Genomic DNA, 13,592 nt, shown 5'->3' with positions numbered 1-13,592 from the left:
TTTGTGTTGCGTGTACTCTATAGTATTTCCACCCATCCATACCTGTCTTCCAGCTCGCCGTATTGGATGCCTGTAATCTCGTCAAAGAGGGCCTGGGCATAAGGACCGGTATTCCCACCGTTTATGCGGTAGCTTTCGCCCTTGTAAAAAAGGGACCCGACTGGCGAGATCACGGCTGCTGTCCCTGTGCCGAAACACTCCTTGAGTCTGCCGTCCTTCGCCTTTTCAATCACTTCGTCGATGGGTATGGCCCTTTCCTCGACCTTTAGGCCTTGTGTCTTTGCGATCCTAATAACAGAGTCCCTTGTTATGCCAGGCAGGATGCTCCCGGATAGGGCTGGTGTCGCTAGGACGTCTTCAAATAGGAAAAAGATGTTCATAGTGCCCACCTCTTCCACATAGCGGCGTTCGACGGCGTCCAACCACAAGACCTGGGTAAAGCCGAGCTTCTTTGCCTCTTCAGAGGCCATGAGGCTTGCGGCATAATTCCCTGCGTTTTTGGATTCACCAACCCCACCCCTCACAGCCCTTGCATATTTATCCGTCACGAATATTTTGACAGGGTTGAAGCCTTCCGAATAGTAAGCCCCGACCGGGCTCAGGATGACGGCGAAGAGGTATTTTTTCGATGGGCGTACGCCTAAAAACGCCTCTGTAGCGATCATGAAAGGGCGTATGTAAAGCGATGTCCCGCGGGCCGATGGCACCCACCTTTCGTCTATCTTGACCAGTTGTTTTATGGCCGTGACTGCCAGGTCTTCATCGACTTGCGGCATGCACATGCGCCATGCAGAACGATTGAGCCTCTTGACGTTGTCCCTAGGTCTGAACAGACGAATCTTCCCGTCACTGCATCTGTAGGCCTTCAACCCTTCAAATATCTCTTGGCCATAGTGGAAACACACCGAGGCCGGGTCCATGGAAAAATTCCCATATGGCACCACCCTTGGATTGTGCCAGCTCAGCTCTTCCTCGTAGTCCATGAGGAACATGTGGTCTGTAAAATAGACACCGAACTTGAGGTTGTCTTGTGGTGGGAGCCTCTTCCGCCTTGAATCGTCCAGCAAGAGTGTCTTGATATCCACTTTGCATCTTTCCTTTCCCGATTATTTTTTAAGGCATCTCTAAAAAACGCCCGTTTGTCCGACGGCCTTGCCATCGAATAAAATTTTTTGATTTTTAAAGGCACCTTTTAGTCTGCAAGGATAATTTGTTAACCCAATATGTCTGTAATGCAAGTTTATTTTTTATCGGCCCTGTCCTCTTCAAGCCATTTTCCCACAAATATCGTCCTTTGCAGATCCGCCCTTCCGATGGTATGCGGGGTATAAGGGATGAGCGGTTGGCCCTTTGGCCTCAAATTGTCGAATACGACGTCACCTCTGGCGTTAACATAGCTTATGGAGATGTCAAGGAGGGGTCTCATGACCCTTAGCCTGCCGTCCCGGTCTTCCCCGAGCACGACGGGCCACCAGCGCCTCTCTGAAAAGACTTGGAACCACAGACCGAGTCTGGCCTGGCCTGTGAACTTGTCGGTCATGGTTATCGTGTCGGTCTTGCCTGAGTTGTGATCCGTGACCGCCTTTTCGATCTCGCTTGAGCCCTGAACGGCCAGATAGGTCCAGTCATCGAAGATGGGGCTCTCCTGGAGGACCAGGGAGCGCCCCTTGTCATAAAAACCCCATAGCGCATGGCAGGCGTCGCAGCTCACCCGGCCCAGGTCTCCTTTCCTGTGGCCGATTATGCCGGGGTCCATCGGCATCCCTTTTCCTTCCCCACCGGTACTGTGGCACTCGATACAGGAGATGGTCTTTGTTCCCCCTTCTTTATCATGGGTACCTTCTTCTTTATCATGGGTACCTTTTTGGCATGGACCTTTGATGTGGCAGGCGGTGCAGGGCATCCCGTATCTTTTATGGACGTCCGGTGTCATGTCGTGCCATTCAACGCCGTAAGGCCTTGGAATGTGCCGACCCTTTACAAGCGGGGCGCGGAAGTCATCCTCAAAGTCCTTTTCGAACCTGCCGTAGTAGTCCCAGCCCACAAAATTTCCATAGTGGCAGGCGAGGCAGTTTTCATCGCTGACCTGCCTTTTAAACCTGTGGTCGATACGGTCCTTCAGACACGCCCTGGCCTTTATTGGAAGGTGGCACGCTGCGCAGCCTGTCCCGCGTCTTACACCGGCGTAGTCATCACCTTCATAATACACATGGCAGAGGAGACAGCGTCTTCTTAAGAGGTCCGCCACAATCCCTCTTTCCGTGCCGGGTGGCCCCATGTTTGCAAAGTCTTTTATAGATGGCGTCCGATCTTCCGGGAAAAACGCACCCCACAGCGCGCCTATCTCATCTCTTAGAGTAAAATGGGCGGAGGCCTCTGCCGAGGCGACTTCGTCTTTGTGGCACCTGCCGCAGACCTCAGCCATGCGACCTGGACCGGAGGGCCGTGCTATCAACCCTTGATGCGCCCCCTTTATGGTCTTTGCAGCCTCATTCCCCCTGTGACAGGTTGTGCAGCCGATATCGTGGGGAGGGTCAATATCCACCTTATGGCAGACTCGACAGCCAGTCCTGGCCAGGGGAGATCGGACCTCAGGGTTGCTGCAGGCCGAGACAAGACCCAATGCAAGTGCGGACAAGATGGTTATGAGGTAAAATTTTATCGTTCTCTTTCGGGACATGATATGACATTAAAAAACAATTCCTTTGATTTTGCCATAACATATTTAAGCAGTTTCCAGTTTCACGGCTTCAGGCTCGGGCTCGAGAGGATCACGGCCGTCCTTTCGACCATGGGGAACCCGCATCTTTCTTACCCGTGCATCCATGTGGCAGGGACAAACGGCAAGGGCTCTGTCTGCGCAACGGTCGCAAGCATCCTTACAAAGGCAGGCTTCAAGACCGGGCTATACACCTCGCCGCATCTCGTCTCTCTTCGGGAGCGCTTCAGGATAGACGGTGAAGAGATAGGCGAAGAGGCGCTTGGCAGGCTTATATTCAAGATCAAGTCCCTTGTGGACCGCGGCTATGAGCTCAGTTATTTTGAATACACCACGGCCATCGCCATGGAGTGGTTCAGACAGGAGGGGGTGGATATGGCGGTGTTTGAGACCGGTCTCGGCGGAAGGCTCGATGCGACGAACGTGCTTACGCCGCTTGTCTCTGTGATAACCAATGTCTCGTTTGATCATATGGCCTATCTGGGGACGACACTTTCAGGGATTGCCCATGAAAAGGCCGGCATTATAAAAACGGGAGCGCCCGTGGTCTCAGGGGTGATGGATGACCCTCCCCGCGAGGTGATAAGGGCAAGGTGCAGAGAGATGAACGCCCCTTTGTGGGAGCTTAGGAGGGATTTTGACGTAGAGGTGAAGTCAGATGGGCTTTTGGATTACAAGGGCCATGACATGGAGGTCTGCGACATAAGACTGAGGCTTGCCGGTGCGCACCAGGCATTGAACCTTGCCCTGTCCCTTGCGGCCTGTGAAAGGCTCATGGAGAGGGGTGTTAGTCTTCCTATGACGGCCATTAAAGACGGCATAAGCAAGGTCTTTTGGCCATGCAGGGCCGAGTTTTTGCATGGCCCATGCCTTGCCCTGATAGACGGGGCGCACAACCCGGCAGGCGTCCAGGCCCTTAATGCGCTGCTTGCGGATTTTGTCCAAAATGAGGGCGCAGAATATCACCCAAGGGTGCTCCTTTGGGCATGCTCAAACGAGGGGAAAGACAAGGACTTTGTATCGATGCTTTCTGATATCGCCCCATTTTTTGAAGATGTGATTGTAACAGAGCCGCCTGGGCCGAGGCACCCTGTGACCGTGGAGGAGTGGCGGGCGAGAGGCGGGCTTTCTGACGCCGCGGCCCTTGAGAAGGACTGGCAAAGGGCCTTGGAAGCGGCCTTGTCAATAGCCAGCGTGGGCGGGCGGAGGGGCCTCATGTGTGTGGCCGGCTCGCTTTATCTTGCCGGTGCAGTAAGGGAGAGGCTCATACAGTCTGGTTTTACACCCTCATAATCAGTGCGCAGGACCAATGAAACAGAAACCATCCTCCATCAATATAGTCTGGCTGGCTATGGTTGTTTTGGCCACAATTACCGCCTCCTACACAGACCGCATGGACGCGCTTACCAGGGCCTTGTTCGAGTCGGCCAAGGATGCGGTTGAGCTGTCTATAAGTCTCATCGGACCAATGGCGCTCTGGCTTGGGATCATGAAAGTGGCTGAGGTTGGCGGACTCATGCAGACCATTGCCAGATGGATGCGGCCTGTAATGGTTCGTCTGTTTCCAGAGGTGCCGGGCGATCATCCTGCCATGAGCGCCATGATTATGAATATGGCGGCCAATGCCATGGGCTTGGGTAACGCGGCGACCCCCATGGGGATCAAGGCCATGCAGGAGCTGGAGAAATTGGCGCCGGAAAAGGGCACGGCAACGGACGCCATGTGTCTATTTTTGGCGATCAACACATCCAGCGTAACCTTGCTGCCTCTAGGGGTGATCACTATCCGGGCAGCGGCCAACGCCAAAAACCCTGCTTCCATTTTTATACCGACCTTGATTGCGACCTGCTGTTCCACTGTTGTTGCCGTTTTGGCGGCTAAATTTATGGCAGGCAGAGGGCGCGGGCCGGAATTGGCTGGCGGTCTTGAAACACCAAAGCCGAATAAAGATGAAGAGACCTGTTTCAATGCCACCTCCATGCCTGCATTGGATCCGCCAGGTCTTGGCGGTAGAATATTTGCATGGCTTATTGTTGCCGCCTTTATTGGAGGTGTTGGCTATCAGATGAGCAGGGCCGCTGCCCCCTTTGTCCTTTCATCCGTCGTACTTAACAGCATTTCCAACTGGTTGATACCAATGCTGTTTTCCGGCCTTTTGATCTTCGGCTATCTGCGTGGGGTCAAGGTCTATGAGGCCCTGACCGATGGCGCAAGGGATGGTTTTACAACCGTCATCCGCATCATCCCATTTATGGTGGCTATTTTCGTAGCCATCGGCATGTTCAGGGCCAGCGGGGCCATGGACATCATGATCGGTATCTTGTCGCCTTTTACATCGGCGGTTGGAATGCCGCCCGAGGCCTTGGCCGTGGCCCTTATGCGGCCCCTTTCCGGAAGCGGCTCTTTCGCCATGATGAGCGAGATCGTGAAGCAATCGCCGGATAGCTTCCTCGCCGCCCTGGTCTCGGTGATCCAGGGTTCCACAGAAACCACCTTTTATGTACTGGCCGTATATTTCGGAGCGGTCGGCGTCAGAAGGACCAGGCACGCCCTCCCTGCCGCGCTCTGTGCAGACGCCGCTGGTGTCATCGCCTCGGTTGCGATATGCCATCTTTGGTTCGGCTGAAATATTCTCCCTCGCAGACCCCTGTTGCTACATTAGCTAGCAATTAAAAATGCCTATTCTTTTTACTCGCCGATCCCCCAGCCTGAGATATTCAACAGCGACCAGGGTCTCAGTTTACGGGCACCGAGTTTACCTGACGGCTTGAGAGCCTCCCTGTTGTCTAACGTACGGCTTAGGGGCGGCACACATGTGAAGCAACCGACCTGGAATCACCACTGAATCTTATGTGGGGCACGGCCTTGGAAAAAACGCTGCGTTGTTTGCTGTCCCTTGCAGCCGATTGTTGTGCGCTTTATTGTTATTTACTTACTATAAATTCCAATCGTTGCATTGCCGTTTTAATTTTACCATCACTATCTGGTGCATGCTTTGCAATGTACCTTGTAGCGATCAACTCAATAAAACAATTTTTTAAATTCTCTGGTACCCGATAAAGATACGGCAACCAAGTAGTCCGTATCCAACCCCTAAACTTTTCAATATCTCCGTGAACCATAGTTTTTGGTTTTAATTCAAGATGTTGAATTTTAAATCCTACTTCTTTAAGCCAAGGTTAATATTCTTTTGGCGAATAGAATCCATAAGGAAAGGAAAAATCTTTAAAATATTCATTCCATGGACTTTCGTACATTATTTCATCTAAAATCTCTACAATATTTGCAGCATTACCCTTGCCACCCATTTGAATAATAGCTTTCCCTTTCGGTTTTAATGCTTGATATATCCCCTTTAGTACAGGTTTATGATTGATAATCCAGTGAAGCGCTGCGCTTGAAAAGACAATATCAAATTCTTCTCGGAAGGATAATGCACAAGCATCCATTTGCTGAAAAAATAGATTAGGATATTGTGAAATTGGGAATTTATTGGAGGCAAGAGTTATCATTTTTTCTGAATTATCAATCCCAACCACCTGACCCTTAGGGACATATTTTGCGATTTCAGCCGTAACTTTTCCATCGCCACAGCCAATATCAAGTACATATTCATGTCCTTCTAACTGGATTTTCTCTATTAATTCTCTTGCCCATAATTGTTGTGAAACAGAATGCATTGCATAGTCCTCCGCATCCCATTCATATTTATCCTGATATGGATCTTCTCTCATATTCTTCCACTGGCTACTGATTACCATTTAAGTCCGTCCGCCGGACTCCGGATGGCCCGCGGTTGGTTAAGGATATGGGTGTGTATATTATCCAGTTTCTTTGCATCGAAGCGTTATTGCCGCCCCATTCTGTAGTTGGGCACTACCTTCTTGGGCCAGTTTATAGGTGGTCGATCTGTCTGTCTTCAGGTGTTATGTTGCTTCAATGGCTGTGAGCCACTTGATTTCCATCATTTTTCTTCAATCACGAGGGTGAGTGAACGGGAACACGCTTGCCCTGCGATAGTTATGTCGTAGCTGCTGATGGGTACACCTTGTAAAGCAAGTGCCGCCCGTATTTCGCCAGATCCATTACATCTTCTCAATCAAACGGAATGACTTCAAAGCGAAGCGCATCAACGGCGGCCAAATTATGTTCGCGCCGCATGCCCTTGTATGCACCGAAGTAGAGCTCATGAAGCACAATTGCAGACAGGCCAATATCGTTTAATATATATCTAAAAATAATATATTAAGAGTGCTAAGTCGAGATCCAAAAAGAAAAATAAAAAAGACAGGCGTATCTCTGTATCTTTCTGTACATGTTGCTGTTAATTTTTTATCTTAGGAGGTATGAAATGACAAGCCGTGTTCATCTTTAATGGCCTTATAAAGGGCATCGGCGTCGCTGACATGAGCCAACTCTACCTCAACATGAGTTATCAGGGAAAGGCCGGATTCTCCATACCCCTGCCTTGAGTAAGTCCCTGCAATCTGCGCCTGACAGCCCTTGCCTTTATGAATGACCATCATAGCCGGAATCAGGATCAGACGGATTTTGCAAAGAATTTGAGGGGACATCCTTTCCACCGACATTGCTTTTTCAGAACCTGCAATAGAACAGGAAGCGCCTGGCGAATATGATGCCTGAGGAATCCTGTCCAGTAAAGGGGTTTTTTGTGGTCTTTTATGTTGAGCATGACATATTTCTAACAGCTTGATATTTAGTCAGATATATACCATACTGTGCATTCAAAAACGACGTTATTTTATGCTTTTGTGAATAATTTGAATAAGTTAAATCTGTAGATACTTTTTACAAAACCATCATAAACATAAATTAGACTTCCTATAGGGATAGCTGTATGAATGACTCCAGCGCCGCGCTTTCGGACAAACACGGGAGAGAAATCACCTATTTGAGGATATCCATAACAGACAGATGCAATCTGCGGTGCAGTTACTGCACGCCGAGGGACGGTCAGGTCAATTGGCTTTCCCATGAAGACATCCTCAGCTATGAAGAGATAGAGAGGCTTGCCAATGCCTTTTCAGGGCTTGGCGTGAGAAAGATACGTCTGACCGGCGGCGAACCCCTGGTGCGAAAGGGGGTGGAGGGTCTGGCGGGCCGCCTGATCAAAATCCCTGGAATAAAAGAGGTCTGTCTTACCACAAACGGCATCCTTCTTGGAGATATGGCGACCCCCTTGTTCGATGCGGGCGTAAGACACATAAACATAAGCCTCGATACCCTTAAGCCCGAACGCTTCCTGAAGATCACCGGAAAAGATCTCTTTCAAAATGTATGGCAGGGCATAGAAAAGGCCATAGAGACCCGCTTTACAAAGATCAAGCTGAACGCCGTGGCCATGAAGGGCGTAAACGATGACGAAATAGTGGACCTCGCAAGGCTGAGCCTCGAACTTCCGCTTGAGGTGAGATTTATTGAATTCATGCCGGTAGGAAGCGCCACCACCTGGGAAAAATCAAGGCATCTGAACTGTGACGCAATAAAAGAGATGGTCGAGAGGTCGCTTGGTGATCTAATCCCTGTCTCACAGGGCAAAGACTCGGGCCCGGCCATGATCTACCGCCTTAAAGGCGCAAAGGGGAGCGTAGGATTCATAAGCCCTTTAAGCCGCCACTTCTGCGGCACATGTAACCGGGTCAGGATCACGCCCGATGGCCGTTTGAGGCTCTGTCTCTTTTCAGACAATGAGATAGATTTGAAGGGATGGCTCAGGGCCGGGATTTCGAATGATGAACTCAAAATATTTCTGAAAGAGGCCATAGCCCAAAAACCCAAGGGGATCATATCTCTTAAGGACGAAACCCCACATTGCACACGGGCGATGTCCAGGATAGGAGGATAACCGATGGAAAAGACCGCGTTTGTCTTCCCTGGGCAGGGTTCGCAATATATCGGCATGGGCAAGGCCTTCCTTGAGACGCTTCCCCGTGCGCGGGAGATATTTGAGATCGGGGAGGCCGTAACCGGCATTCCGCTGAAGACCCTGTGTCTCGAAGGCCCGATGGATGAGCTCACAAAGACCGCAAATCTCCAGCCTGCCTTGACGGTGATAGATACCGTCTGCGCCGCGGCAGCGATGGACAGCGGCCTCATGCCAGGCGCGGTTGCCGGTCACAGCCTTGGCGAATACCCGGCACTCTGGGCCGCGGGGGTCATTGGGCTTGAAGATCTGTTCCGGCTTGTCCAGGCGCGAGGGCGTCTCATGGAAGAGGCCGGGGCCAGGAGGCCCGGGGCGATGGCTGCTATCATCGGGCTCAAGAAGGCTGAACTGGACGGGCTCATTCAGCCCCTTGCCTTGCAGGGGGTCATAGCCGCCGCGAATCACAACAGCCCTGAACAGATAGTGGTGACCGGCGAAAAGGCGCTCGTTGACGCCCTTGCGGGGCTTGTAAAGGAAAGGGGGGCAAGGGCCGTACCTCTCAAGGTGGGGGGGGCGTATCACAGCCAGCTCATGAAAAATGCGGCGGATAAATTCGCCAGATTGCTTGAAGAGGTGAGATTTTCGCCGCCAAAGACACCATTCTATAGCAATGTCACGGCAGGGCCTGAAAACGACCCGGAAGTCATAAAAGGCCTCATGGCAAGGCAGATGTGCGAGCCTGTCAGATGGTATGAAATAGTGACAAACATGGTCAGGGACGGCGTCAAGGAATTTATCGAACCCGGGCCCAAAAACGTCCTCTCAAATCTAGTAAAGAAGTGCCTGCCCCAGGGTGAGGTCAGGGTCTTCCAGATAGATGACCCTGAAGGACTGAAGGCCTGCATCTCTCAAAGATAATATCTTGGTAAGACCCTTGCACAACTATCCATGCATGGTATGGCTGGGTTCGGCATCCCGACAAGGAGGCCATGGATGGCCTCCGCCTGGCTTGTGGACAGGATGTCCACTGCCGGGAAAAGGGATGCCGAACCCAGCCATACCAGTGGCGCAGGTGTTTTTTTTGATTATAATCCTTGCTTAAGCCGCCTGCATTCCATATCATTGGAAGGAGGAGGATTTTATGCAAAGGAACAAGATCATATTCGCCCTTGGAATCATCATCATTTTCGCCATCGCAGGCGGCGCCCTTTCAGTTATATTCACCAGGTTTATAGACTTTAGCGAGACGTCCGGAGACTTAGCCACCCATCAAAAGACTGGGACAACCGTCCAGCCAGGCATGGCGGCGGTAAAGGTGGAAGGTGTCGCCGCCTTCAATCCTCCGTCCCTTGAATCCGCGCCCGCAGACATAAAAGATGCAGTCATGCTCGGCCACAATATCCTGACAAATACCAGAAAATATGCAGGCGGCTACGTTGGGAACAAGCTCACCTGCTCAAATTGTCACTTCAAGGGGGGCGTAACCCGGGGCGGGGAAAACGGAGGCCTCTCGCTTGTTGGGGTAGGGGCCACCTACCCTGCCTACAAAAAGAGACAAAATTACGCGGTTCACCTCATTACCCGGACAAACGACTGTTTTCAGCGGAGCATGAACGGCAGACCCCTGCCGGCAGACAGCAGGGAGATGACGGCCATCGTCACCTACTATCAGTGGATATCAAAGGGGCTCCCCATCTACGGAAAAATCCCATGGCCGGGCCTGAAACACCTGAAGAGCAATCATAAGCCTGATGAGACAAAGGGGACACAGGTCTTTGCACAAAAATGCGCCATATGCCATGGGACAAGCGGCCAGGGGTCTTCGGCTGCACCGCCTCTTTGGGGCAATGATTCCTTTAATGACGGCGCAGGAATGGCGAAACTGGCCAACCTCGCCGCCTTTGCCCATTTCAACATGCCGTTGGGAAACCCCGACCTCTCAGTCGAAGACGCCCTGGATGTGGCGGCGTTTGTCATAACCAGACCCAGACTCCATTTCACTGCAAAAGCAAAATAAGGGGGCTAAAATATGGAATTCCCCATCTTTCAGTTCCCATACCTTGGAACCGGCATGGTTATAGCCCTGGATGCCGTCCTCCATGTAATCATCAGCCATGGCCTTGCCATAGGCGCGGTCTTGTTCATCGTCATAAGCGAATATCTCGGGCTTAAAAGGGCGTCCAGGGATTGGGAAGATTTTTCAAGGGATTTCCTAAAATTCACAATCATCATCACTACAGGGATCGGGGCGGTGACAGGGGTTGGGATATGGTTTATCCCAAGCGCCCTTTCGCCTCGCGGCATAGGGTCAATGCTCAGGGTCTTCTTCTGGCCCTGGTTTATCGAATGGATGGTCTTTACCTGCGAGGTGATATTCATCCTTGCCTATTATTTTACCTGGGGAAAATGGCAGGGTGAGAAAAAGAGGAGGCATGTCTTTCTCGGCGTGGCCTATCTCTCTTTCGCCTTTATATCCGCCACGCTCATTACAGGCATTTTAGGCTTCATGCTCACATCAGATGGATGGCCGTGGGACAGGGGTTTCTGGTCGGCATTTTTAAATCCCAGTTATACGCCGCAGCTCTTTTTAAGAATCAGCGCCGGTCTTTCGATCGGGGCGCTATTCTCTTCGGCGTTTCTCCTCTTTACTCGAAGAGATAGCGCCTTCAGACAGGAGGCGCTTGGATTTTTCGCAAAGGCCGCGATTATTTCATTTTCTGCCACGATTCTGTTCACCTGGTGGTATTTTACCGTGATCCCTTCGGCGTTTAAGACCCATGCCATATTTGCAGTCCTCACCTCCCGCCTTTCGCAGGAGCCACAGATCTTCTGGTATGCAAACGCCGGCGGCGTACTTCTGTTGTTTGTAACGGCCATGGTCTCATTCGGGGGTTCATGGAGAGGTCCGGCAGTCCTGGCGAAGGTGCTGATCATCCCTGCGCTCCTGGCAGCGATGACATTTGTGACGGAATTTGAACGGATCAGGGAGTTCATAAGGGGGCCGTATCTCATGCCTGGATATATGTATGCAAACCAGGTGCTCATAAGCGAGACCCCGCTTCTCAAAAAAGTCGGGATGCTTAAAAACGACCTCTGGTTCAGCCATGCGCCTGGCAATCAGGAGGCAGCGGTTCAGGGCGCATATCTCTTCGCCCGCAATTGCTCGACCTGCCACACCATCGGCGGGATAAACGACATCGCAGAGAGGGTAAAAGGACGTACAGAGGACGGAATATTTGTGCTCCTCGGCCATACCAGCGACATGGTCCCCTTCATGCCACCTTTTTCGGGGACAGAGGATGAGCGAAGGACATTGGCCGGCTTTCTCTATGAACTCTCAAAAGGAACGGTCAAGTTACACGACCCGTCCCGTCTTGTCCCTTTAACCGGAGACGAAAATCATGGATAGATTATCCGATCTCCTTCTGGTTGCGCCCATCTCTCAAACCCTGCTCAGGGGGCTCCTTTTCGCATCATTTACACTTCACATGCTATTTGTCCTTCTGACCCTGGGAACGGCCATCCTCGCCATCTACTATTTCATTGATTCCCAGTGCGGCGGCCGCGCGAAGGAACTCAGATTCGATAAAAGGATCCTTAAAACCTTTATGGCGCACAAGAGCCTGGCAGTGGTCCTGGGGGTCGCGCCCCTGCTCCTCATCCAGGTAGGCTACACGGTCCCTTTCTTCACCGCCGTGAATCTCTTCGCCCCGTACTGGATGTCGGTGATCGTGTTTCTGATTGTCGCCTTCCTTGCCTTTGACGCCCTGGGGCACAGAATATATTTGCACAGATATATCCATCTGGCATTAGGTACGGTCGCCCTTATATTTCTCCTTGCCGTGCCCGGGTTGTTTTCCGCCATCCTTACAGCGTTTGAAAATCCTGATAAATGGCCACAAATAACGAGCGACAGCTACCGGCTGACCGGAGCGCTGGCCATCCGCTGGCTGTTCAGATATCTCCATGTACTTGGCGCGGGCGTTGTATTCGGGGCAGGATTCCATTACTTTTTTACCGCAAAGGACGAAACAGAAAGAAAAGCCCTTCAGAGATGGCTTGTAGCCGGGATTTTGCTCCAGTTTATCCTTGGCATAATGCTCTATGGAGTATTTCCGTCAAACCCAGGTCATCCCGTCATTATCTATCTGTTTACTGGCATTGCTGCCGCATCTTTCCTCCTGTGGCTCGTCTTTTTCGCGGCGGAAAGGGGTCTGCTTCTGAATATCAAGATCATCCTTCCGGTCTTGATGCTCGTGCTGGTCTCGATGCTCCTGACCAGGCAGTTTCTGCAGGACAGGGCGCTTATCCCCTTTCAGAAAAGGCTTGAGGCAAACGCCGTAGCATACGGAAATGCGCTCAGGCCTTTTGAACAACAGGCATTGGCTGGATATGGGGCGGTCCTCAAGGTGGTCTATGACAATGGCAAGACCATATACGCCAGAAGTTGCGCCTTTTGCCATGGGGAAAATGGGGACGGAAAGGGTGTTGAGGCAAAGGGGCTTGCCATACCTCCGGAAGACATATCAGCCATAAGGACAACCCGCGGGTATCTCTATGGCATTTTAAAGGATGGCGTCCATGGTTCAGCCATGCCCTATTTTACCTTTTTTGACAGGGACAAGCTCGATTCACTGATGGATTACATGGACAAAAGATGGAAGGTCTTAGATCCGCCCGAGGCGGTTTTGGCGAATGTTTCAAAACAGGCGATGGCGCAGGCGCAGGGCGCCTATGCCAAGACCTGCGCCGGGTGTCACGGCATGGATGGAAAGGGCGCAAAGTCTTCCAAGAATCTCGAACCCCAACCCCCCGACCTTACGGCTTACAGCCTTTCGCCCAAAAGGACGTTTGACATAATCTCAAACGGCTATCCCGGCACCATGATGCCGGCCTTTGGGGATATTCCGGAAGAGGTCAGATGGGGGCTGGTGAAGATAGTGAATAAGAAAAGAGGCTTTCAATAGTTCAAGAAAAAAGGGAAAGAGA

General features: G+C 51.5%; 11 protein-coding genes. 7 read left to right on the top strand and 4 right to left on the bottom strand.

The window, feature by feature from the left end; translation table 11 throughout:
• Window positions 1–17 precede the first annotated feature (17 nt).
• Together LGS26_RS01810 and LGS26_RS01805 are read right to left on the bottom strand one after the other, a co-directional pair.
• Window positions 18–1,085, bottom strand: a complete 1,068-nt coding sequence (locus LGS26_RS01810; protein WP_237888963.1) for a branched-chain amino acid aminotransferase — start codon at window positions 1,083–1,085, stop codon at window positions 18–20.
• Between the two features lie 155 nt (window positions 1,086–1,240).
• Window positions 1,241–2,680, bottom strand: coding sequence for a hypothetical protein (locus LGS26_RS01805; RefSeq protein ID WP_237888962.1), 1,440 nt, complete (start codon window positions 2,678–2,680; stop codon window positions 1,241–1,243).
• Between the two features lie 3 nt (window positions 2,681–2,683).
• Here LGS26_RS01805 and LGS26_RS01800 point away from each other — a divergent pair, with 3 nt between their 5' ends.
• A complete protein-coding gene (locus LGS26_RS01800) occupies window positions 2,684–4,012 on the top strand; it encodes a bifunctional folylpolyglutamate synthase/dihydrofolate synthase (RefSeq protein WP_237888961.1) in 1,329 nt (442 codons plus the stop codon).
• A gap of 16 nt (window positions 4,013–4,028) precedes the next feature.
• The gene (locus LGS26_RS01795; RefSeq protein WP_237888960.1) at window positions 4,029–5,345 is read left to right on the top strand and encodes a nucleoside recognition domain-containing protein; all 1,317 of its coding nucleotides are present in this window, start codon (window positions 4,029–4,031) and stop codon (window positions 5,343–5,345) included.
• Between the two features lie 553 nt (window positions 5,346–5,898).
• Here LGS26_RS01795 and LGS26_RS01790 read toward each other — a convergent pair.
• Entirely contained in the window at window positions 5,899–6,453 is a 555-nt protein-coding gene (locus LGS26_RS01790; protein WP_237888959.1) for a class I SAM-dependent methyltransferase, read from the bottom strand.
• A 603-nt stretch (window positions 6,454–7,056) separates the two neighbouring features.
• A complete protein-coding gene (locus LGS26_RS01785) occupies window positions 7,057–7,293 on the bottom strand; it encodes a hypothetical protein (protein ID WP_237888958.1) in 237 nt (78 codons plus the stop codon).
• Between the two features lie 284 nt (window positions 7,294–7,577).
• Between LGS26_RS01785 and moaA the strand changes: the two genes are divergently transcribed.
• From moaA to LGS26_RS01760, 5 genes are all read left to right on the top strand, one after another.
• The gene (moaA, locus tag LGS26_RS01780) at window positions 7,578–8,585 is read left to right on the top strand and encodes a GTP 3',8-cyclase MoaA (protein ID WP_237888957.1); all 1,008 of its coding nucleotides are present in this window, start codon (window positions 7,578–7,580) and stop codon (window positions 8,583–8,585) included.
• A gap of 3 nt (window positions 8,586–8,588) precedes the next feature.
• Window positions 8,589–9,521: an ACP S-malonyltransferase gene (gene fabD, locus LGS26_RS01775; protein ID WP_237888956.1), complete on the top strand. Its 933-nt coding sequence runs from the start codon at window positions 8,589–8,591 to the stop codon at window positions 9,519–9,521.
• A 223-nt stretch (window positions 9,522–9,744) separates the two neighbouring features.
• The gene (locus LGS26_RS01770) at window positions 9,745–10,620 is read left to right on the top strand and encodes a c-type cytochrome (protein ID WP_237888955.1); all 876 of its coding nucleotides are present in this window, start codon (window positions 9,745–9,747) and stop codon (window positions 10,618–10,620) included.
• Window positions 10,621–10,632: 12 nt separating this feature from the next.
• Window positions 10,633–12,012, top strand: a complete 1,380-nt coding sequence (locus LGS26_RS01765; protein WP_237888954.1) for a c-type cytochrome — start codon at window positions 10,633–10,635, stop codon at window positions 12,010–12,012.
• Window positions 12,005–13,570, top strand: coding sequence for a c-type cytochrome (locus tag LGS26_RS01760; protein ID WP_237888953.1), 1,566 nt, complete (start codon window positions 12,005–12,007; stop codon window positions 13,568–13,570). The genes LGS26_RS01765 and LGS26_RS01760 overlap by 8 nt, the downstream gene beginning before the upstream one ends.
• Window positions 13,571–13,592: the final 22 nt, after the last annotated feature.

The organism is Dissulfurimicrobium hydrothermale (assembly GCF_022026155.1).
In the GTDB taxonomy this organism is placed as follows: Bacteria; Desulfobacterota; Dissulfuribacteria; order Dissulfuribacterales; family Sh68; genus Dissulfurimicrobium; species Dissulfurimicrobium hydrothermale.
This window is presented reverse-complemented; position numbering and strand designations above follow the sequence as displayed.